Source organism: Massilia horti, from assembly GCF_004614195.1.
GTDB lineage: Bacteria > Pseudomonadota > Gammaproteobacteria > Burkholderiales > Burkholderiaceae_D > Telluria > Telluria horti.
On record NZ_SPUM01000024.1, the window covers coordinates 1 to 20,567 of the forward strand.

The 20,567-nt window shown below is 63.2% G+C and carries 18 protein-coding genes and 1 pseudogene; 7 read left to right on the plus strand and 12 right to left on the minus strand.

Features of this window, described 5'->3' with window-relative positions; all coding sequences use genetic code 11:
* Positions 1-99 precede the first annotated feature (99 nt).
* Both E4O92_RS03740 and E4O92_RS03745 read right to left on the minus strand, forming a co-directional pair.
* Entirely contained in the window at positions 100-2,088 is a 1,989-nt protein-coding gene (locus E4O92_RS03740) for an acyltransferase family protein (protein WP_135188414.1), read from the minus strand.
* Positions 2,089-2,172: 84 nt separating this feature from the next.
* Positions 2,173-3,897, minus strand: coding sequence for a ClcB-like voltage-gated chloride channel protein (locus E4O92_RS03745; RefSeq protein ID WP_135188428.1), 1,725 nt, complete (start codon positions 3,895-3,897; stop codon positions 2,173-2,175).
* 190 nt (positions 3,898-4,087) lie between these two features.
* On the opposite strand from E4O92_RS03745, the gene E4O92_RS03750 reads away from it, so the two are divergent.
* The 3 genes from E4O92_RS03750 to E4O92_RS03760 all read left to right on the plus strand — a co-directional run bounded on the left by E4O92_RS03750 (position 4,088) and on the right by E4O92_RS03760 (position 7,502).
* Positions 4,088-5,101: a zinc-binding alcohol dehydrogenase family protein gene (locus tag E4O92_RS03750; RefSeq protein WP_135188415.1), complete on the plus strand. Its 1,014-nt coding sequence runs from the start codon at positions 4,088-4,090 to the stop codon at positions 5,099-5,101.
* A 6-nt stretch (positions 5,102-5,107) separates the two neighbouring features.
* Positions 5,108-5,308 (plus strand): DUF2905 domain-containing protein, encoded by a 201-nt coding sequence (locus E4O92_RS03755; protein WP_135188416.1) that lies wholly within the window; start codon positions 5,108-5,110, stop codon positions 5,306-5,308.
* Between the two features lie 121 nt (positions 5,309-5,429).
* Entirely contained in the window at positions 5,430-7,502 is a 2,073-nt protein-coding gene (locus tag E4O92_RS03760) for a M13 family metallopeptidase (protein WP_135188417.1), read from the plus strand.
* A gap of 32 nt (positions 7,503-7,534) precedes the next feature.
* Here the strand turns inward: E4O92_RS03760 and E4O92_RS03765 are convergent, their stop codons facing one another.
* The 7 genes and pseudogenes from E4O92_RS03765 to E4O92_RS24715 all read right to left on the minus strand — a co-directional run bounded on the left by E4O92_RS03765 (position 7,535) and on the right by E4O92_RS24715 (position 11,164).
* Entirely contained in the window at positions 7,535-8,002 is a 468-nt protein-coding gene (locus E4O92_RS03765) for a hypothetical protein (RefSeq protein ID WP_135188418.1), read from the minus strand.
* A 139-nt stretch (positions 8,003-8,141) separates the two neighbouring features.
* Complete coding sequence (locus tag E4O92_RS03770) at positions 8,142-9,632, minus strand: PA domain-containing protein (RefSeq protein ID WP_135188419.1); 1,491 nt, start codon at positions 9,630-9,632, stop codon at positions 8,142-8,144.
* A gap of 3 nt (positions 9,633-9,635) precedes the next feature.
* Entirely contained in the window at positions 9,636-10,046 is a 411-nt protein-coding gene (locus tag E4O92_RS03775) for a post-PEP-CTERM-1 domain-containing protein (RefSeq protein WP_135188420.1), read from the minus strand.
* 52 nt (positions 10,047-10,098) lie between these two features.
* Positions 10,099-10,224 (minus strand): IPTL-CTERM sorting domain-containing protein, encoded by a 126-nt coding sequence (locus E4O92_RS25305; RefSeq protein ID WP_267873778.1) that lies wholly within the window; start codon positions 10,222-10,224, stop codon positions 10,099-10,101.
* Positions 10,204-10,572 (minus strand): annotated as a pseudogene (locus E4O92_RS24970) (choice-of-anchor J domain-containing protein); the annotation flags it as partial. The gene E4O92_RS25305 and the pseudogene E4O92_RS24970, both read right to left, overlap by 21 nt.
* A gap of 12 nt (positions 10,573-10,584) precedes the next feature.
* On the minus strand, positions 10,585-10,746 hold the full coding sequence (locus E4O92_RS24710; protein ID WP_167759683.1) for a hypothetical protein: 162 nt from the start codon (positions 10,744-10,746) through the stop codon (positions 10,585-10,587).
* 247 nt (positions 10,747-10,993) lie between these two features.
* Entirely contained in the window at positions 10,994-11,164 is a 171-nt protein-coding gene (locus E4O92_RS24715; protein ID WP_167759684.1) for a hypothetical protein, read from the minus strand.
* A 44-nt stretch (positions 11,165-11,208) separates the two neighbouring features.
* On the opposite strand from E4O92_RS24715, the gene E4O92_RS03785 reads away from it, so the two are divergent.
* The 3 genes from E4O92_RS03785 (at position 11,209) to E4O92_RS03795 (ending at position 14,580) form a co-directional block, all read left to right on the plus strand.
* Complete coding sequence (locus E4O92_RS03785) at positions 11,209-11,685, plus strand: chemotaxis protein CheW (RefSeq protein ID WP_135188421.1); 477 nt, start codon at positions 11,209-11,211, stop codon at positions 11,683-11,685.
* A gap of 181 nt (positions 11,686-11,866) precedes the next feature.
* Positions 11,867-13,585: a methyl-accepting chemotaxis protein gene (locus E4O92_RS25370; protein ID WP_135188422.1), complete on the plus strand. Its 1,719-nt coding sequence runs from the start codon at positions 11,867-11,869 to the stop codon at positions 13,583-13,585.
* Positions 13,586-13,725: 140 nt separating this feature from the next.
* On the plus strand, positions 13,726-14,580 hold the full coding sequence (locus E4O92_RS03795; RefSeq protein WP_135188423.1) for an AraC family transcriptional regulator: 855 nt from the start codon (positions 13,726-13,728) through the stop codon (positions 14,578-14,580).
* Between the two features lie 144 nt (positions 14,581-14,724).
* Here the strand turns inward: E4O92_RS03795 and E4O92_RS03800 are convergent, their stop codons facing one another.
* Genes E4O92_RS03800 through E4O92_RS03810 form a run of 3 tightly spaced genes read right to left on the minus strand, consistent with a single transcriptional unit; the run spans position 14,725 to position 18,540 of the window.
* Positions 14,725-16,746, minus strand: coding sequence for a zinc finger domain-containing protein (locus E4O92_RS03800; RefSeq protein ID WP_135188424.1), 2,022 nt, complete (start codon positions 16,744-16,746; stop codon positions 14,725-14,727).
* 27 nt (positions 16,747-16,773) lie between these two features.
* Positions 16,774-17,457 (minus strand): hypothetical protein, encoded by a 684-nt coding sequence (locus E4O92_RS03805; RefSeq protein WP_135188425.1) that lies wholly within the window; start codon positions 17,455-17,457, stop codon positions 16,774-16,776.
* Between the two features lie 39 nt (positions 17,458-17,496).
* Complete coding sequence (locus E4O92_RS03810; protein ID WP_135188426.1) at positions 17,497-18,540, minus strand: SPFH domain-containing protein; 1,044 nt, start codon at positions 18,538-18,540, stop codon at positions 17,497-17,499.
* Positions 18,541-19,008: 468 nt separating this feature from the next.
* Here E4O92_RS03810 and E4O92_RS03815 point away from each other — a divergent pair, with 468 nt between their 5' ends.
* Complete coding sequence (locus E4O92_RS03815; protein ID WP_135188427.1) at positions 19,009-20,487, plus strand: MDR family MFS transporter; 1,479 nt, start codon at positions 19,009-19,011, stop codon at positions 20,485-20,487.
* The last annotated feature ends 80 nt before the right edge of the window (positions 20,488-20,567 follow it).

Genomic DNA, 20,567 nt, shown 5'->3' on the forward strand with positions numbered 1-20,567 from the left:
ATTCCGTTTATTCGCGCTTGGTTTGAACGCGTGGGCGGGAGACCCGCCCACCCTACCGGTAAGCCGTAACGACCCGTCTCGTGTTCAGTGCTTGACGAGCTATTGCTGCGCCACCGCCGGCTCCCGTGCAATGGTGCGCGCCAGGTAGCCGGCCGCCGCACGGCTGTAAGCGGGGCGCATGTGCATGGTATCGGTGTAGACCGGCGCGCCGTCCGGACCGAGCACCGGGCAGGCGTTGTCAGCGCACAGGAAGCGGGTGGGGTCGATCAGTTCAGCCCCGGCCCTTCGCGCAATCGCGGAAAGCCGCTCATGTGGGCCGGCATTATCGGCCAGAAAACGATCGAGCCTGACCGGTTCAATCCGGGCCAGCGGCCGTATGCGGCCCAGGCGCGAGCCGGTGATCATGTTGCGCGGGTCAAAAGCCGGCCCCATCGCCGGCTGCAGCAGCAGGAACACGCGCTTGCCGCGTTGCCTGAGGTCGCGGATCGCCTGCTCGAGCGCCTGGTACGCGGCATCCATCGCTGCCGGGTCGGGAAATTCCAGCTGGCGCCGGCCGTCATCGAACAGCAGGCCGCCGCTGTGCGCCAGGAAGTAGCCATACCAGGCGGCGCCGATCACCACCGTGTCGACCTCGGGCCGCGCGGCGAACGCATAGCCGGCCCGCACCGTCGGCTGGCACAGCGCATTGCGCACCATGGGCAGCGGGTAGGCATGCGGGATCGGCGGGCAGTTGCCGGCGGTCGCGAACATGACCGAGCGGTAGCTGCGCGGCTGCGCGGCCAGCGTCGCTTCGATGTAGGGGCCGTACTGCTGCACCACCGAATCGCCGAGGAACAGGGTGATGCCGGGCGCCTGGCTGCGCACCATCTCGAACAGCACCCCCTGGTAGCGGTAGGGCGCGAAGCCGGGACCGGGAAAGTCGCTGTCGTTGAGTGCGTCGAGGTAGGTTTCGGCCCCGCGCGCATCGATGCGTTCGCGGATCGCCCCGGCGCCCACCAGCACGCCCGCCAGTACCGCCGCCAGCATGCCGCCCGCGAGCCCCGTCACCAGCCGGGCGCGCGGGGCGCGATGGCGCAGCGGCCGCTCCACCAGGGCCCAGGTGAGGAACGCGAGCACGAAGCTGGCCGCGACCAGGGCGACGCGCACCTGCCATGGCGGCTTGTCCCCATTGAGGATGTAGCCGAACGACAGCAGTGGCCAGTGCCAGAGGTAGAGCGGATAGCTGATGACGCCGATGCCCACCGCCAGCCTTCGCCCCAGCAGCCGGTTCAGCGGCGCCGCCGGCCCGGCCATGATCAGCAGGAAGGCGCCCGCCACCGGCAGCAGCGCCCAAGTGCCGGGGAACGGGTCGTGCGGGCGGATCAGCACCAGGCCAGCCGCCAGCAGCAGCGCGCCGGCGATCGATGCCTGCGTGCGCACGCGCGGCCCCCACGGCTGGCGGCGCAGGTGCAGGTGCGCGCCGATGCCGCCGGCCATCAATTCCCAGAAGCGCGAGGCCGGCGAGTAGAAGGCGGCGGTCGCGTCACTGCCGGCCAGGGCGAGGTTGGCGCCCATCGACAGCAGGAACACCAGGCCGATCAGGAATAAGAAGTTCCGGGCGCGCCGGTGGACCAGCCACAGCAGCAGCGGCCATAGCAGATAGAACTGTTCCTCGATGCCGAGCGACCACAGGTGCAGCAGCGGCTTGGTGGCGGCTGCATTGTCGAAATAGCCGGCCTCGCTCCACAGCAGCAGGTTGGATACAAAAGCGCCGCCGGCCGCGACATGGCGCCCGGCCTGCCGGAACTCCGGGCCCAGCAGCACATACCAGCCAAAACCGGCGGTCGCGGCCAGCACCAGCAGCAGCGCGGGGAAGATGCGCCGGATGCGGCGCGCGTAGAAGCCCGCCAGTGTGAAGCGGCCCCGCTCGAGCTCCGCGATGATGATCGAGGTGATCAGGTAGCCGGAGATGACGAAGAACACGTCCACGCCGATGAAGCCGCCCGCAAAGACATGCGGCCAGCCGTGGTACAGCACCACGGACAGGACGGCGACGGCGCGCAGGCCGTCGATGTCCGGCCGGTAGCCGGGCTGTGCCGGGACTGTCATCTGCCCCCCTCATCAATGAAACCGAATGCCATGGTGGCACAGGTGCGACCGACGGCGTTTTGTCCGGTATCAAGGCAGGCTGGACTACGATTGCAGGCCGGGAAATTCTTCGCGGCTCAGGCGGGTATAGGCGTCGAGCAGCGCCGTTTTGTAGACCACGCCCAGCAGCAGCGGATCGGCCAGGCTGGCCACCACCGGCAGCCGCTCGCCGTGGTGTTGATGGAACTGGTTACTCGCCTGGTCCAGCGCCATTTCGGGCGTAATCAGCGGCAACTGGTCGCGCTGCAAGACCTCGGCCGCCACCGTTGTCTCCGGCGCGCCGGCCAGGTCGCGCAGCGCGACCACGCCCTGGTAGCGGCCGTTGGCGTCGACCACGTACAGGTACTTGACCGGATGGGCGCGGAACATGTCCATCATCCGGGCCAGGGACGCGTCCTGCGCCACCACGGTTTGCGCCGGCCTGATCAGGTCTTGCATCAGCGTGCCGCGCAGGCGGGCCCTGGCCTGGTATTCCTGCTGGCGCTTGAGGGTGATTTCGTACATGGACAGGCCGGTGCCGCGTCCGGGCAGCCAGGCGATCACGCAGGCCAGCATCAGCGGCAGCATCACCTGGTAGCTCAGGGTCATCTCGAAGATCATCAGGATCGCCATGATCGGCGCGCCGGTGGCGGCGGTCAGGAACGCGGCCATGCCGACGATCGCGTAGGCCGACGGCGCCGCGGTCAGCTCCGGCAGCAGCGCGTGCACGCCCTGGCCGAACAGGTAGCCAAGCGTGGCGCCGACGAACAGCGTGGGCGTGAAGATGCCGCCGACCGCGCCCGAGCCGACCGTGAACAGGGTCGCGAGCACCTTGAACACGAGGATCGCGAGCACCGCTTCCCACGCCCACGGATGGTGCAGCAGCGAGTTGACCACGCTGTAGCCATTGCCCCAGACCTGCGGCAGCCATACCGAGATGATCCCGACCGCAAGGCCCCCCAGGCCCAGGCGCGCCGGCAGCGGCAGGGCGCTCTTCTGGAACTGGCGGCGGGCGGTGGCCAACAGGCGCAGGAACTGCGGCGCGGTCAGCCCGGCCAGGATGCCCAGCAGCGCGAACAGCAGCACCTCGCCGCCGGTGACGTCGGGGAAGGGCGGCATTTCGTAGGTCGGCTTATAGTTCGGCATGTGGCGCATGGTGATGTTGGCCATCACCGACGCGACCATCATCGGCGCCAGGCTGTCCATGGCGATGGTGCCGAGCACGATCTCGGTCACGAAAAAGGCGCTGGCGATGGGCGCGTTGTAGGCCGAGGTGATGCCGGCCGCGGCGCCGCACGCGACCAGGAGGCGCAGGCGCGCCGTGTCGAAGCGCGCGCAGCGCCCGATCAGCGAGGCGGCCATGGCAGCTAACTGCACCATCGATCCTTCGCGCCCGATTGAGCCGCCGGATGCGATCGTGCACAGCGAGGAGGCGCTTCTTAACAGCGTCTGCGGAACCGGGACCTGGCCGTTGCCGGAGGCGATCGCTTCCATGTAGTCGGGCGGGGTGGCGTCGGCCCAGCGCTTGGCCAGCACCAGGAACAGGCCGGCGACCACGCCGCCGGCGCAGGGCAGCACGATGCGCACCGGCCACGGCAGGGCGGCGGCCATTTCGACCAGCGAGCCGCTGTGGCCGACCAGCAGCCGCTGCATCAACGCCAGCCCGTCGCGAAACACGATCGTCGCCAGCGCCCCGAGCAGTCCGGCGAGGGCGGCCCACAGCAGCATCGCGGGCGCGCCGCCGGGACGCCCCAGCCGCTGGAGGAAAGTGGTCAATCGTGTGGCCTGCATGGTCGGGAGTTCAAGCACAAAAGCGCATCATCGCACGCGTGGGCCGCGCCAGGGCAAAGCCGGGCACGGATGGCCTTGGCCGCGGCTGGGCGCGCAGCGCCGTGGCCAATCGGGCGGGGCGCGCACGCACGCCATGCTAGGATCGGCCGGTCGGGAACCGCAGGCTGCGCCGGCACATGAAGGAGAGCTTATGAAAGCCGTTGGCTACCGCAAGTCTTACCCGATCGACCACCCCGAAGCGCTGCTCGACATCGAGCTGCCCGAGCCAAGCCCCGGCGGCCACGACATCCTGGTCGAGGTGCGCGCGGTGTCGGTCAATCCGGTCGATACCAAGATTCGCCGCAGCGCCGGACCGCTGGATGGCGAATACCGGGTGCTGGGCTGGGACGCGGCCGGGGTGGTGCGCGAAGTGGGTGGGCATGTGACGCTGTTCAAGCCGGGCGACCGGGTCATGTATGCGGGTACGCTGCTGCGCCCGGGGACCAACAGCGAACTGCACCTGGTGGACGAGCGGATCGTCGGGCGCATGCCCAGCAGCCTGGGGTTCGAGGAAGCGGCGGCGCTGCCGCTGACCAGCCTGACGGCGTGGGAGCTGCTGTTCGACCGCCTGCAGGTGGCACAGGACAAGGCCGCGCAGCCCGGCCCGCTCCTGGTCATCGGCGCCGGCGGCGGGGTCGGCTCGATCATGGTGCAGCTGGCGCGCCAGCTCACCGCGCTGGTGGTGATCGGCACCGCGTCGCGTGAACGGACCCAGGAATGGGTGCGCGAACTGGGCGCGCACTACGTCATCGACCACAACCGCGACATGCTGCAGCAGCTGGTGGACGTGGGCATCGGCCACGTGCGCTACGTGGCCAGCCTGACCCACAGCGACACCCACCTGCCGCAGGTGGCCGAAGCGCTGGCGCCGCAGGGCAAGCTGGGCATCATCGACGACCCGGAGAGCTTCGACATCAAGAAGCTCAAGCGCAAAAGCATTTCGCTGCACTGGGAGTTCATGTACACGCGTTCGATGTTCCAGACCGCGGACATGATCGAGCAGCACCACATCCTCGACCGGATCGCCGATCTGGTCGACAGCGGTGTGCTCAGGACCACGCTTGCCGAGCACTTTGGCACGATCAACGCGGCCAACCTGCGCCGCGCGCACCAGCTGCTGGAAAGCGGGCAGTCGCGCGGCAAGATCGTGCTGTCGGGCTTTTGAGTCGCAATGCAGCGTGCACTGATCGTGCTGGGGATCGTGCTGGTCGTGGCTGGCCTGATCTGGCCGTGGCTGCGCAAGCTGCCCCTTGGGCGGTTGCCCGGTGACATCCATATCGTCCGGGACGGTTTCAGCTTCCATTTCCCGATTGTGACCTGCATCGTCATCTCGCTGGTGCTCTCGCTCCTGCTGTGGATTTTCCGGCGCTGAGCACGCGGGGTTGACGGCAGGTTGCGCTTTTAGTTTTACCATCCGTAATCTTGGCATGTTGAATCTTTTGCTCTAGCATCGGGCGGGTTCTTGCTGTTCCCATCATTAACGGAGAAAAAAAATGAAGCGTACCTTGTGCAGCACCCTGATTGTCGGACTGTTTGCCGGCTTTGCCCACGCCGGCGCGGTCGATGCAACAGCGAACCCAAGCGTCGCCGCGGCGGCAGTCGTGGGCGAGCGTGCTGGCGTCGACGTCGATTCGATGGACAAGGCGATCCGTGCCCAGGACGACTTCTTCCGCTATTCGCAGGGCACCTGGCTCAAGGACGTGGATATTCCGTCCGACCGCTCGTCCTGGGGCGCATTTAACATCGTCCAGGAAAGCGTGGAAAAGCAGATCCGCACGCTGATCGAGCAGGCCGCGGCGGACAAGACCAAGAAGACCGGTTCCGACGCCCAGAAGATGGGCGATTTCTACAGCAGCTACATCGACCAGCAGCATCGGGATGCGCTGGGCCTCTCGCCGCTCAAGGGGGAACTGGCACGTATCGCCGGCGTCAAGGACAAGCACGCGATCGGCACGCTGGCCGCGCATTTGACAAAGATCGGCGCCGGCGGGCCGCTGGGCATCGGCGTCGGTCAGGACGCGAAAGAATCAACCCGGTATATCGTCCAAATCAGCCAGTCGGGCCTGGGCATGCCCAATCGCGACTATTACATCGCCGCCAACGATGCCCGCCTGGCGGACATCCGCGCCAAATACCAGGTCCACATCCAGAACATGCTGGCGCTGGCCGGCCATGCAAATGCCGCTGCCGAAGCTGCGCAAATCGTGGCGCTGGAAATGGATATCGCCAAAGCGCAGTGGAGCGCGGTCGACAACCGCGATCCGGTCAAGACCTACAACAAACTCACGATCGCGCAACTGAAGGCGCTGATGCCGCATTTCGACTGGGCCAGTTTTCTGAAGGATACCGGGGTCGCGCACGAGGCAAACGAGGTCATCGTCAGGCAGCCGGGCTACCTGGCCGAACTGGACAAGATTATCCAGAACACGCCACTGGAGGCTTGGAAGTCCTATTTTGAATACCACCTGCTCAGCGCCTACGCGCCTTACCTGTCGCAGCCATTTGTCGACGAGAGTTTCGCTTTCCGCGGCGGCGTATTGTCGGGCGCGAAGGTGAACCGTCCGCTCGAGGAGCGCGCGATCGCCGAGGTCAACCGCGACCTGGGCGAAGTGGTGGGCAAGGTCTACGTGCAGCATCACTTCCCGGCTGAGCGCAAGGCCCAGGTCAAGGAGATGGTGAATAACTTCCTGGCCGCGTTCAAGGAGCGTATCGAGACGCTCGACTGGATGAGCCCTGAAACGAAAAAACAGGCACAGCTCAAGCTGGCGAAGATCAACGTCAAAGTGGGCTATCCGGACAAGTGGCGCGATTATTCGGCGCTGAAGGTCGTCCCCGGCGATCTGGTCGGCAACGTGATGCGCTCGCGTGAATTCGCGCACCAGTATGGCATCAACAAACTGGGCAAGCCGGTTGACCGTAACGTCTGGAGCATGACGCCGCAGACCGTGAACGCTTATTACAGTTCGGGGCTGAACGAAGTGGTGTTCCCGGCAGCGCGCCTGCAGTATCCGCTGTACGATCCGAACGCCGAACCGGCGATTAACTACGGCGCGGTCGGCATTTCGATCGGCCACGAAATCAGCCATGCGTTCGACGACAAGGGTTCGCAATTCGATGGCGATGGCAACCTGCGCAACTGGTGGACCAAGGAAGACGGCGAGAAGTTTGCCGCCCGCGGCAAGATGCTGGTGCAGCAGTACGGGGCGTACAGCCCGGTGCCGGGCTATACGCTCAACGGCGAGCTGACCCTGGGCGAAAATATCGCGGATAACGCCGGCGCGATCATGGCCAGCCGCGCTTACAAGATCTCGCTCAAAGGCAAGCCGGCCCCGGTGATCGACGGCTTCACCGCCGAGCAGCGCATCTTCATGGGGCTGGCGCAGGCACGGCGCGGCAAGGCGCGCGATGCCGCCCTGATCGCGCAGGTCAAGTCCGATCCGCATTCGCCGTCCGAATTCCGCGTCAACGGCAGCCTGCGCAACCACCCGGGCTTTTATGAAGCGTTCGACGTCAAGCCGGGCGACAAGATGTACCTGCCGCCGGAAGAGCGCGTCATCTTCTGGTAATCCCGGTCGCTAAGTAGCGCGGTGCGCGGCGTTCACGGCGCCGCGCACTGTTTCCCCGCCTTCGCGCCAGCCGGGCAGCGCGGCTCTTCGGGTTCGGCCAGCACGACCAGCCAATGGTCGCCGCTGCGGGCGGTGCCCACGTTGGTGAACTCGGTACTCAACAGAGCGCGGCAGTATTTGTGCTCGATCGTGGCCATTGCCGCTTCCTCATCTTGCGGACCGGTAACTGAAATGACCCTCGCGCGTTCGGCCCGGTAGCCGGCTTTCTCCAGCTCCAGTGCGATAAATCTGCCGCTGCCCAGGCGCAGATGGCCCAGCGCTGCGGCCGGCTGCAGCGCTTTGACTGGCGCGGCCGGGCGGCCCTCGCAGAAGCCCGGGCTGGCGCGATAGGAATTGATGAGCTGGACAAGCGAAGGCGCGCTGCGCGCATGGGCCGGCACGGCGGTCAAAATGGCCGCGCCAAGCGCAAGCGGCAACAGAAATGCTCGTGGAGGCAACATGGGTTTTCTGCAGGCGGCGCAGGGCCGGGGCGAGGCGAACAGGCGGCGCGCCGGCCAGCGCGCAAAAGAAAAATTATAGTCCCAAATAAAAAGCCGCACCGGGCTTGGCTCGGTGCGGCTTTTGTGGGTCATGCAGGACTTACCAGCCGATGTCCTTCAGCAACGGCAGGGTCAGGTCTTTCGGCGGCATCAACTCGATGCCCAGATCCGAGTTGATGTTTGGCTCCATCAACAGGTTGGGGGTGGCGGTCACGTCCCAGTGCGACACCGAGGAACCCGAGACCAGGGGATTCGGTGTGTACAGCAGCGGCCGGCCAGCCGAGTCCGCGCCCGCGATGCGTGCCGGATCGCTGGACCAGGACGCGATGACCAAGCCCGGGTTGCCGCGGCCGCCGTAAGGCACCGCCGCCGTGATTGCCGCTTTCAACGCATCGCCGTCCGACTGGAGGATGCCGCCCGACGGGATCGTGATGGTCGGGTCGCTGCCGCCAGGCACGAACGCGCCAGCCACGTTGTTGGCAAGGATGGCTGCGACCGCGCCCGCGTTCTGGGCGTTCTTGACCTTCTCGGCGAAGGTGCAGCCGCCGCGGCTCATGAGCGCCACCTTGCCGGCCACCGCCGCGGCGTTGGCGGCGTTGAACGGGCTGCAGGCGTTGCCCAGTTCGCCTGCCTGGGTCGCCACTGCTGCCACCGCCCCTGCCAGGCTCGGCGTGTTGATCGCGGGCCCGAATGCGGACGCGTTATAGTCGATCAGGCGCGAGCCGCCGGGCGCCGGCGATTCGAGCTTGATCATCGGCATGTGCGACAGCATGGTCGCGCCGGCGACGACGTTCGGCCCGTTCCATGCCAGCTGCAGCGGGTTGATCGCGGACGCCTTGCGTTCGGCCGAGGTCATGTTGAGCCAGGTCTTCTTCGCGGTGTTGTCGTACATGAACTGTTCCCACACGCTGGGCAGGCCGCCGCTCGAGACATAGGCGTTGCCGGCGGCGTTGATGCGGAAGCCGGTCGAGGTTTGGACGCTGAGGACCGAGAAGCCCAGGCCATGCCCCAGTTCGTGCAGCAAGGTCTCGACGAAGTTGACCTTGGTCCCGGCGTTGCCGTCCAGGCCCAGGTAGAACGGCGAGCCGTCCAGGCAGCCCGGGTTGCCGAGGTTCATGTTGAACTGGGTCTTGATGTCGACGTTGGCGTAGCCGCTGCCGTCGTCGGGTTGGCCTTCGCTCAGGTTGACGCCCGCCAGCTTGTTGGCCAGCGCCTGCGGATACCAGGTCTGGGGCTGGCTGCCCGGGGCGTCATGCCACAGGTTATAGGCGCCGGCGCTGCCCAGCACGGCCGAGCTGGAGGTGCAGGTGAGCGCTTCCCAGCCGGCACTGACGGTGATCGTGACGTCGCTTTGCAGCGCGTCTTCCCAGACTTTGGCGACGTACTTGTACACGTTCCAGCGCTGCTCGCCGAGGGTGGTACCGGGGTTGCCGCCGACCGGCGCCACCGGGGTCGGGTCGTTGAAGCCCTTGCCGGCCGGGTCGCGGCTCTTGATGTCGATCTTGGCGGCATGCGCGCCCACGCAGGCGAGCGCGCAGGCGGCCATGATCAGCGGACGGGCAATCTTGTGCATAGTGGTCTTGGTCCGCATGGCTTACTCCGTTACCGGTTGAAGGATGGTGTGGGCGGGGTGCGGCGCTTGCCCGTTGTGGCCAGGCTCGAGGCACTGCTTCACGAGCTTGCCGTCGGCGGTGCGGGTCACCACTGCCTGGGTCATGAACTCATCGTTCAGGCGCACGCCGACCGCGCCGTTCGGGTGGAACTTCTGCAGCGTCGGCGCCGGCGAGGCGCGCATCCGGTTGCGGGCGCCGGACTTGTGCAGGGTCTGCAGTTCCTCGCTGGTCGGCGCGCGCAGCTTGCCGGTGGCGCCATCGCGCACCACGGTGAGCTGGTCTGCCGGTTCGCTGCCAATTTCCTGGGCGCTGGCGGCCAGCGGCAGGCCGCCCAGCAGGGTCAGGCCGAGCGCAACTGCCAGCCAATGGCCCGATTTCACTTTTTTAAACATGGGGATCTCCTGATTGTTGTTGTTCTGCGGAACTAATGTTCGGGCTCGAACCTCAGGTGCGCCGGCGACGGCGCGCCGCAGCCATGCCAATCAGGCCGCTGGCCAGGATCAGCGCGGTGGCCGGTTCCGGCACGTCGCCGGTGCGTACCGTCAGGGTGTCAATGCCGATGTAGTTCATCGTGTCGGCGGCGCCTGCATACTGGATGGCGAAGCGGCCCGTGGTGGCGGCGCCGGTCCCGCCCAGGTTCACCGTGTACAGGGTCCAGCCGTTGGTGGGTGCGGTGAACGAGGCGCTCATGGTGAAGTCGGACAGCAGCTTGCCGCCCTGGCTGAAGCCGAAGGCAATCTCGTCAGCGGTGTCGGGATAGAACTGCGCCCGCAGCCAGAACGACACGGTGACCGGGCCGGTGGTCGAGAACTCCGGCGTGATCAGCCAGTTGTTGATGAAGCCGCCCGCCGGCGCGGCATTGTAGTTGGCCGCAATGTAGGAATTGGGAGCGCCGTCGTGGGAGGTGAAGATGTTCTGCGCGCCCTGGAACTAGGTGGTGGTCAGGCCACCTGGTGTGCTGGCGTTGGTCATCACCCAGCCTGCGGCCGTCAGGCCGCCGACGTTGTCGAAATTTTGCTGCAACAGGATGTCGGCATGGGCCGACGCGAATATGCCCGATAAGGCGAGGGCGGTGATGGCTTTCTTATACATGCGATACGCCTCCAGTCTGGATAAGAAGGACGTCGTCCGAACGACGGGGGATGACCCGTGTGCGGGGACTGCCCAAAACGAAACGGCCTGGCCCGGATTAACGGGGCTGCATACGCCGGTGATTTCGTATGAGCATTTTTCGTGCCATCAACGTATGTATTTGAATTCCTTTTGGAAATTTGTCGCGTCGGAAAAAAAACCTTCCGATCTGTAAGATTTTTCGACAGCGTGCAATAGATTTTGCCTATCAATAACTTGGCAGGCGCCTCGCCGGGGGACGATCGGCAAAGTATTGCGGATTTTCGGCAAACTTTTTGTATTGCAATTCAAGTACATTTCCTCCCGCAAGTTGATTGCATTTTGGAAATTTTTTTTCAGCATTGCTGCCCCTTCCCCAGCGGCAGGCGGCCACGTCCACGCATCGCTCTCCATGCTGGGGCAAGCTAAACAAAAAGGAACGTCATGCAAGATGAGAACCAAGCCCCGGAAGGACAGGAAGTCCTGGCATTCAGGCTGGGTGCCGAAGAATACGGAATCGATATTTTGACGGTGCAGGAAATCCGCGGTTACGAGGCTGTGACGGCCATGGCCAGCGCCCCTGATTTCATTAAAGGCGTGATCAATCTGCGCGGCCGGATTGTGCCGATCGTCGACATGCGCATCAGGTTCAATCTCGGCAAGCCGGTCTATGACCAGTTCACCGTGGTCATCATCCTCAATGTCGCCGGCCACGTGATTGGCATGGTGGTCGACAGCGTGTCGGATGTGATTACGCTGGCGCCGGACCAGATCAAGCCGGCGCCGGACATGGGCACGGCATTGAATGCCGGCCCCCTGGTCGGCCTGGGAACGCTCGACCAGCGGATGATCATCCTGCTCGACATCGACAAACTGATGTCGTCGGCCGAGATGGGCTTGATCGATCGGCTGGCAGCGTAAAGCGATTGTGCACTGAGGTTTGACTCTGTCGGCCTGAATTCAGGCCCGCCATCCTGCCCCCGAAACACCACGCGCCACGGTCCAGGCGTGCCTGGTGCATTTGCAAATAAATATAAATCGACTGGAGTGATCGGCTCTTCGATCACCCGGTTCTAGTGTCGTTTACATAGGGAGATAATGAATGAAATGGTTTCACGATTTGCTGTTGAGCACCAAGCTTGCGCTTGGGTTCATTTCCGTGCTGGCGTTGACCACGCTGGTCGGTGTCGTCTCGATCATCCAGTTGGAGCGGGTCAACGCCACCGGAACCGACATTGCGACCAACTGGATGCCGTCGGTACGCGTGGTGCTGGAGCTGAAGGCCAATTTCGCCCGCCATCGTTCGCAGATCGGGCAGCACCTGCTGTCCGAAAACGAGGCCAGCATGGCGCGGTATGAACAAAAGATGGCGGAATATGAAGCCGCCATCAAGAAAAACCAGCAGACCTATATCCCGTTGATCACCTCTCCTGAAGAAAAGGCGGAATACGATCATTTCGTCCAGATGTGGACGCGCTACCAGTCGATCGTCCCGCAAATCATCCGCCTGTCGCGCGCACACCAGGATGCCGAAGCCAAGGCGGCACTGCGGGGCGAATCGTCGCAGCTCACCGCCGACATCTCCAACAGCATCGACAAGCTGGTCGATATCAACAACGAAGGAGCGCGCCAGGCGAATCTGCACGGCGACGACCTGTACGAGTCGTCGCGCACCCTGCTCATTACGCTGCTGATAACTTGTATGGCGATCGGCGCCGCCGCCGCCTTCCTGCTGGTGCGCCTGCTCACGCGCCAGCTTGGCGGTGACCCGAAGCATGTCGCGGCAATCGCCGGTAAAATCGCCGCCGGCGACCTGGCGGTCGACGTGCGCCCGACGTCGAACGACCCGGGCAGCGTGATGCACGCAATCCGCGACATGCGCGACAGCCTGGCAAGCATTGTTACGGAAGTACGCGTGGGAACCGAGACCATTGTCACCGCGTCCACCCAGATCGCCAGTGGCAATCTCGACCTGTCTTCCCGGACCGAGGAGCAAGCCAGTTCGCTGGAAGAAACCGCATCGTCGATGGAGGAACTGACGTCGACCGTCAAGCAAAACGCCGACAATGCACACCAGGCGAACCAGTTGGCCGTGTCGGCCTCCGAGGTGGCGAGCAGGGGCGGCATGGTGGTGTCGCAGGTGGTCGAGACCATGGGGTCGATCAATGACTCGTCGAAGAAGATCGTCGACATCATCGGCGTAATCGACGGCATTGCGTTCCAGACCAATATCCTGGCCTTGAACGCGGCGGTCGAAGCCGCACGTGCAGGCGAGCAGGGCCGTGGCTTTGCGGTGGTGGCAAGCGAGGTGCGGACCCTGGCCCAGCGCAGCGCAGCGGCGGCCAAGGAGATCAAGGGACTGATCGACAATTCAGTCGAAAAGGTGGATGCTGGCAGCAAGCTGGTGGACCAGGCGGGCAGCACGATGCAAGAGATCGTGCAAAGCATCGGCCGTGTGACCAACATCATGGGCGACATCAGCGCCGCCACCCGCGAACAGACGGCCGGCATCGAGCAGGTCAACCAGGCGATCAGCGAAATGGACCACGTCACCCAGCAAAATGCGGCACTGGTGGAAGAAGCGTCGGCAGCATCGCAGACGATGCAGGACCAGGCCGCCAACCTGGAGCGGATCGTCAGCGTTTTCAAGCTGGATGGCGTGCAGCATGCGAAGGCACAGCCGGTGACGCGCCAGGTTGCGCAGCCGGTGGCCGCGCTGGCACCGCGAAAGGCGGCGCCGGCCAAGATAGCTGCTGTCACGAAGCGGCCCACGGCAAGCGCCAATGCCGGCGCCGGTTCCGATGGCTGGGAAGAGTTCTGATTGCAATGCGCGGTGCGCGCCAGCCCCGCTAATGCAAACATGAGAACTGATGCGCGGTGCGCCGGGAGCCAGGCAGCCGAAATAACATGGGTCAGCTGGCGCCGCCCGTTTCGGACAGGTTTCGTGACCGACGATGATTTATGGATGAGATCTCACGCCTGATTGGTCGCGATAGCATCAGTTCGCATGTCTTTTATAACGATAATTTCTGCGGATCCAATGATTTTGTCAGCGATGGGAAGACCGGCCAGCTGCACCTGATACGGGCCGGCGTCATCGAATTCCTGTATGAGGGACAACCGGCATTGCGCATCGATATGCCGACGCTGCTCTTCTATCCGCGTGGATTGGCTCATCGCTTGCATGCCCCCGTAGGAAAATCGGCGCGCCTGTTGTGCGCGAATATCTTCTTCGAAGGCGGGAATCAGAACTTGCTGGTGCGTGCCTTGCCGGAAATCCTGAGGCACCCGCTGCACGAATCGAGCACCATGAAAGGCATCGTGGATCTGCTGTTCCACGAGGCCGACCTGCATGAAACCGGACAGGACGTGATACTGGACCGGTTGTGCGACGTGCTCGTCATCCAGTTGATCCGGCACGAATCGCGCATCGGTAGTCTCACCGCAGCCTCGCTGCTGGGATTGACGGATCCGCGGCTGTCCAGGGTGCTCAGCGCGATTCATGAGGAACCCCAGGGCACCTGGCGGCTCGATGCCCTGGCACGCATCGCAGGCATGTCTCGCAGCAAATTCGCCTTGTATTTTCACCAGGTGGTCGGCATGCCGCCTGGCGAGTACCTGATCCACCGCCGCCTCGCGGTCGCGCAGGATTTGTTGCGCAAAGGCCTTCCGGTGAAAGCGGTGTGCCATCGGGTCGGCTATACCAATCAGCCGGCCTTCACGCGCATGTTCAAGGGCCGGGCTGGCATGTCACCGCGCGCATGGCTCGCCAGCTTGCACGAAAGCAGTTCCCGGGGAACACGAGACGATTTCTGACTTCCCCGGGTTGCTCCGTTGAGGTTGCAACAGATGACCGAAGGACGCTGGCCGCGCTTTGGTTACGCCAAGAACGAGGCCAGCAAGGTTTGCCGAACAGCGCGTCTTGGCCAATTGCGGCCACTTGCCAGTGCCATCTGTATGTCAGGGAATTTTCGCGGACTCCCGCACCACCTGGGCCACAATCGCCCGTACCCCTTCGTCATCGTCCGACTGCGACATACGGTTCAGGTAATCAATCGTTCTCTGGCGGCTTGGGCTGAAGTGAACTGCCAGGCGCAGGCTGGCGATGGCTGACGTTCGATTGCCGGCCGGGCTCAAGAGTTGCGCCATCGTCAGCCATGTTGAGGCTCGCTCCGGCTCGATTTGCAGGGCGTTGGCGCAGACGTTCAGGCCAGAGGCGAACGCTCTTGTTTGCAGATAGGTGAAGGCAAGGTGGTCGTACGCGTCCAGGTGGCTGGCGTCGGCCTTGATGGCGCGGGAAAATGCGGCAATCGCCGCAGCATAATTATTTTGATCCAGAGCAGCCAGGCCGACGATAGTCGCATTTTGCGCGGCCTTGCGATCGCCCAGCGCCACTGGAGGTGTATGACGGATCAGTTGTACTTGGGCGTTGACGGCATCCCAGTCGGCACGCCCTGCGGCGTTCAACATTTCCAGGAGCGGGGCGATCTTGCGCGACTCATCCGTTTTGGCTTTGGCTTGTGGGAACGCTGCGGCCGGCTGGGCCCCCGCCTCGCTCTCGGCGGCGGCATGCGTCTGCTCGGAAGCGGCCGAAGGTGCTTCGTGTTCCTGGTCCGGCGCGGGCGCTTCCTGTGCCGCTGCGGCAGGCTCCGGCGTGGCTTCTGGAGCTGGTTCAGACTCGGGCGCGGTTGCGGACGGTGGGCTCGCGGACGGTGTTTCGGAAACGGTGACAGGTTGATCGTTGTCAGGCCGCAGGAGCAGCACCAGCGCGGTGAACACGACGATAGCGATGAGTAGGACAATGTTGTTCTTGTCTTTGTCGAGCGGCCAAGGCTTGGCTGGCCGCTGGAACGACGCGGCCAGCTTGGCGCCTTCGACTGCGTCGACCCGCGCCAAATTTGAGCTTGCGGCAGTCTTTTCGGCCAGCAGTGCCGAGCGCAGGGCGCGGGAATAGTTCACCATGATTTGTCGACGCCACATGGCGAAGACCCAGGCGACGGCGACCACACTGAGCGTCGTACCGGAGAAGGCGCCGAATAAATTGGATGGCTCGCCCAGCAGCCCAGCCAGCAACATCGCCCCGAGCGCATATACCATTGGGGCGAAGCCACCCGCTTCGTCGACCTCGCGTTTTTTGTCATGAGGCAGTGGATCGGCGATCAGACGGCGGGTATTGGTGCCATCGGTCCAGACGTTATAGGTCTTACCATCGTATTCATATACAACATGGCAGACCGGAAACGCCACCGGAATCGCATCCTTGACGATCTTGGCGGACCAGTGCCAGTCCCGCTGGCAATCGCCCTGGGCGTTCGACTGCACGCTGTGGTCGATGATTTTATTGACTTGAGACTCGCTGCGTTCGTCATACACCGCGTCGTTGGTCAGCGCGAATGCCTCCATCTCGAAGCCGCTGGTAAACGAGTTCTTGTATTCTGTCGCATCGCCGGCGCAGCCCTCAACCAATTCGACCACCTTGCCCTCCAGCCGGGAGCCCGCGTAGCCGATCACTGAGAACGTACCCACATCGGTCCCGTTTGCCGGCGACCAATCGGTGACCGTCCTGATCCTCGTTACGGGCACTTGTTGCGATTTGCCGTCTGATTCCTGCGTTTCAAAATCGGTGTAATGCTCGGTACGGTCGTAGCCGAACGAGGCCGTCCATCTCGCTTCGTACTCGCCTTTAAAGATGTAGGCTGGCACATAGAAGCGCTCGAATTTGGAAAAGACCGCCGCCTCCACCAAATCGTCAGGTGTGTAGTCGCCACTGGCCAACAGTGTATTGACTGCAAGCTCGAGGTCGCGCTTTTCAACGGTGAGCGGGACGATCATTTTAGGGGTGTCGTCGAGCTGGTCTTTTTTGCGTTCGATTTCCGTGATGCCGTGACAGAATTGGCACTTCAGGGCCTGGGCGCCGGGCGAAAATGCCAAGCTGGCGCCACAACCGCTGCAGGTCAGTTTTTCTTGTACTAGGTCTTCCATGTTATTTTGGCGGGTGACGTTGATGGATTACACCTTGCTGCGTTGCGTCTTCAGGGCCAGCTCGCGCTGCGCCAGGGCGATCTCGATAGCGCCGATCGTGACCAGCGCGGCATCGCGTTCCTTGTCGCGCAAGGCCCGCTCCAGTTCCACGATGCCAGCGCTGATGCGCTCGTTTTCCTGGCCGTGTTGCCCGGATATGTCGCGCGCGGCATAGCGCATTGCTTCCGCCAGCCGGGCCACCGGCGTGCGGGTTGTTTCGTCGGGGCACAGCGGGATCAATTGGCCGACCTGGGTCTGCCACTGGCCGTGCTGGCTGGGTACATCGACGAGTTGCGCATGCTCGGTGATGGTATTCGCGCCGATCCGCGCAAGCGCGATGCCGACGACGAAGCTGCCGATGACCAGCACGTCCAGCGCGAACGAGATGGTGTCGTGGCCGGTAAGTGCAGCCAGCAGCGAAGCAGCGGCGCCAGCCGGCAGCATGAGGCTCAGGCCGCCGACGACGCCGACCATGGCCATGCGTGCGCTCTCACTATCGTGCCGACCGATTTGCGGCCACAGGAACAGGAAGACGATCGCCAATGCCGTCAACATCGCGGCGCACAGCAGCGCGGGTGTTTGCCGTTCGGACGGCACCAGGATCGCAATAAGCAATAGGACGGAGATGGCCGCAGCCGCGGCGGCCAGGCCCAACCAGGAAGATCTGTTCAATATTTTTCCTCCAGAAGACAAATGCGCATGAGCGCCGGTTTAACTGCCGAGAATGCGGCGTTTTTCTGAATCGAATTCGGCATCGCTGAGGATGCCTTGCGTGTGTAGTTCGCCAAGGTCTCTCAGCAGTTGGATCCGTTCCGATGGCGAAATGGCCGGTGCGGCCGGGCGGGGCGGCTCCGGCGCGGGCGCCGGCGTCGCAGTTGGTTGGATCTGCTGTGTTATCTGAGAAAACGTTTGTCCCATGGCAGGCGCCAGACCGACACCGGCGCCGAGGCCAAGTCCGGCTCCCATCAGCGTGCCAGCGCTGCCTTCGTTGGCAGCGGCAGTTTGCATGACGTCGAAGCTGCGCTCTTGCTGGTAGTTGTAGCCAACAATGCCCATCTCGGCGCGTTTGGCCAACGCCGCCTTGAGCGTCTTGACGGCGGCATCCTCTTCAGGGACGTTGATTGAATGAATATTGAACTGGGAAAGGGAAACGCCATATTCGGCGACTTCGGGCGTCAGTGAATTTTTCAGCATGTCCGACAGCAGATCAAGCTGGGTGGAGACTTCCAGCACTGACTGGCCATTGTGCACAATCGCGTTGGCGATGCCGGTTTTGATGCGCGTGATGAAGACTCCGCGGAAGTAATCGGACAGGGTGTCGGTATCGAAGCCGGGCAAGGTTCCGACCAACTTGAGCAGGAAGCGTTTCGCCTCTTCGATCCGAATCCCGTATTGGCCGAATGCGCGTACCGGTACCATAATTTTGTATCTTGGATCCTCCAGCTGAATGGGATCCGGCGTGCCCCAGCGGATGTCGAGGTTGGTGACCTTGTTGACGAACCAGACTTCGGCACTGAAAGGGGAGGTTCCGCCGAAGGGAATGCCGATCAGTTCCCGCAGTAGCGGCAGGTTTTCAGTGGACAGCGTATGGCGACCTGCGCCGAATGGGCCGTCATACACGCCTCCTCGTACGACAAAGGCTTCCTGCGACTCATTGACAATGAGCTGAGTCCAGGTGGAGAGTTCCTGCGACGGGTATTTCCACGCCAATAAGTTGGGACTGCCATCCCATTTAACCCGGTCAATAATTGCCACGCTTTTCCTTTCAATCTCGCCATCATGTATTGCTCTTTAGTTATTGAATATTGTATATCGTGAATGATTCCTGAAAGGAAAATTTTTTGAGGCTGAGTGTGATGTTGTGATAGAAATACGTTAAATCCTGCCTGGCAAATGAAAAACGATGAAGCTTGGGCTGAAGAGAAATGGACCGGACGCCAGGATTTCTAACGCCAAAAACAAAAGCGTCAACCGGCATGGGTTGGCGCTTTTGTTAAGACATTCGTAGTGGCCCGGTTTTGAAACCCTTTCTCAAGGTTGCGCGACGACTGCCACGCGGACCTTGTTCGATTGCGCCCGGGCGAAGCGTTGCGTGGTGCCAAACTGGACAAATCGCTGCTAAAGTGCCGGAAGCGAGCCGGCCCCAAGTTGAACCGCCAGCCGGCGTTCGGCGCTGGATGCGCTCGCCGCAGCCATCGAACCACTGAACATCATCGGCACACCATGACCCAAATCACCTCTCCCAAGGAAGCGGCAGCGCCCACTTCGGAACGCGAAATCCGTAACGTCTATCTCGCCCTCATGGTCGTGTTGGGCCTGGGCGCGCTGGACCAGAGCATCGTCGCGACCGCACTGCCGCGCATCGTCAGCGATCTGGGTGGCATGGCGCATCTGTCGTGGGTGGTCACCGCGTACGTGCTGGCCTCCACCGCGACCATGCCGCTGTATGGCAAGCTGGCCGACCAGTACGGCCGGCGGCCGATGATCTTTACGGCCTTGATTACCTTCCTGCTCGGCTCCGCACTGTGCGGCCTGGCCAGCAACATGACGGAACTGATCGTCTGCCGCGCCATCCAGGGACTTGGTTCCGGCGGCTTCATGCCGCTGGCGCAGATCATCATCGGCGACCTGGTGCCGCCAAAGGAGCGCGCCAGGCGGCAGGGCATGATTGCGATGGTATTTGCCATCACCAGCGTGCTCGGCCCGGTGCTGGGAGGTGTGATGACCGACCTGCTGTCCTGGCACTCGATCTTTTACATCAATCTTCCGTTGGGCGGAGTGGCGTTTTACGCCATCGCGCGCTCGCTGCACAAGCCGGTGCGCACCCATGCGCATCGCATCGACTACCTCGGTTCGGTGCTGCTCACCGGCTCCATCGTCAGCTTGTTGCTCATGCTGGCGCTGGGCGGCACTGAATGGGCCTGGGATGGGCCGGAAATCCAGGTATGCGCCGTCCTGACCGTCGCGCTGGGGGGCTGGCTGGTATTTCACCTGCGCCACGCAGCCGAACCGGTATTGCCGCCGGACCTGTTCCAAAATCGCGTGTTCAACATCGCCAGCGTGGTGATGGTGCTGACCTTCATGGGGCTGATGGGCGCCAGTGTCTTTTTCCCGCTGTTCTTTCAACTGGTAATGGGTATCAGCCCGGCACACTCCGGTCTGATGACGGTGGCAATGATGGCAGGCATGATCCTGTCGACCACGCTCAACGGTCGTGTGCTGGCGCGTTCCGGCAAATACAAGCAGGTGCAGCTGGCAGGGCTGTCCGTGGCGGTCGTGTCGTTTGCCGTGCTGGCCTGGGGCATGAACAGCGGGCAGGGTTATTTTGTCATCGAACCGGCGATCTTCATGCTGGGCATGGGGCTGGGACTGGTGATGCCAAACATGACCGTTGTCGTGCAGAATGCCCTGCCAATGTCGCGGCGTGGCGTGGGGACGGCGATGCTGACCTTTTTCCGTTCTTTCGGCGGGTTGCTTGGCGTGACCGGTTCCGGGGCGATCCTCGCGCGCCAGCTTCACCTGCATGGGATCGAGATGGCCGCAGCCGGCACTCGTGACGCCACGATGGCCCCAGCCTTGCAGGCAGTGACGGTGGCGGTCTATCGGCACGCGATCGCCAATATATTTGCGGCCGGCGCGGTGATCGTGTTGGCTGGCTTGATTGTGTTGCTGTTCTTGCCTGAACCTGCGCAAGGCGAGTAGGCGCCAGCCGGGTGACAACCTGTCTGTGTCTCGTCCTTAAATAGGTTGACGCGCCACGGCCTTTTTCGTTGCGCGTAAAG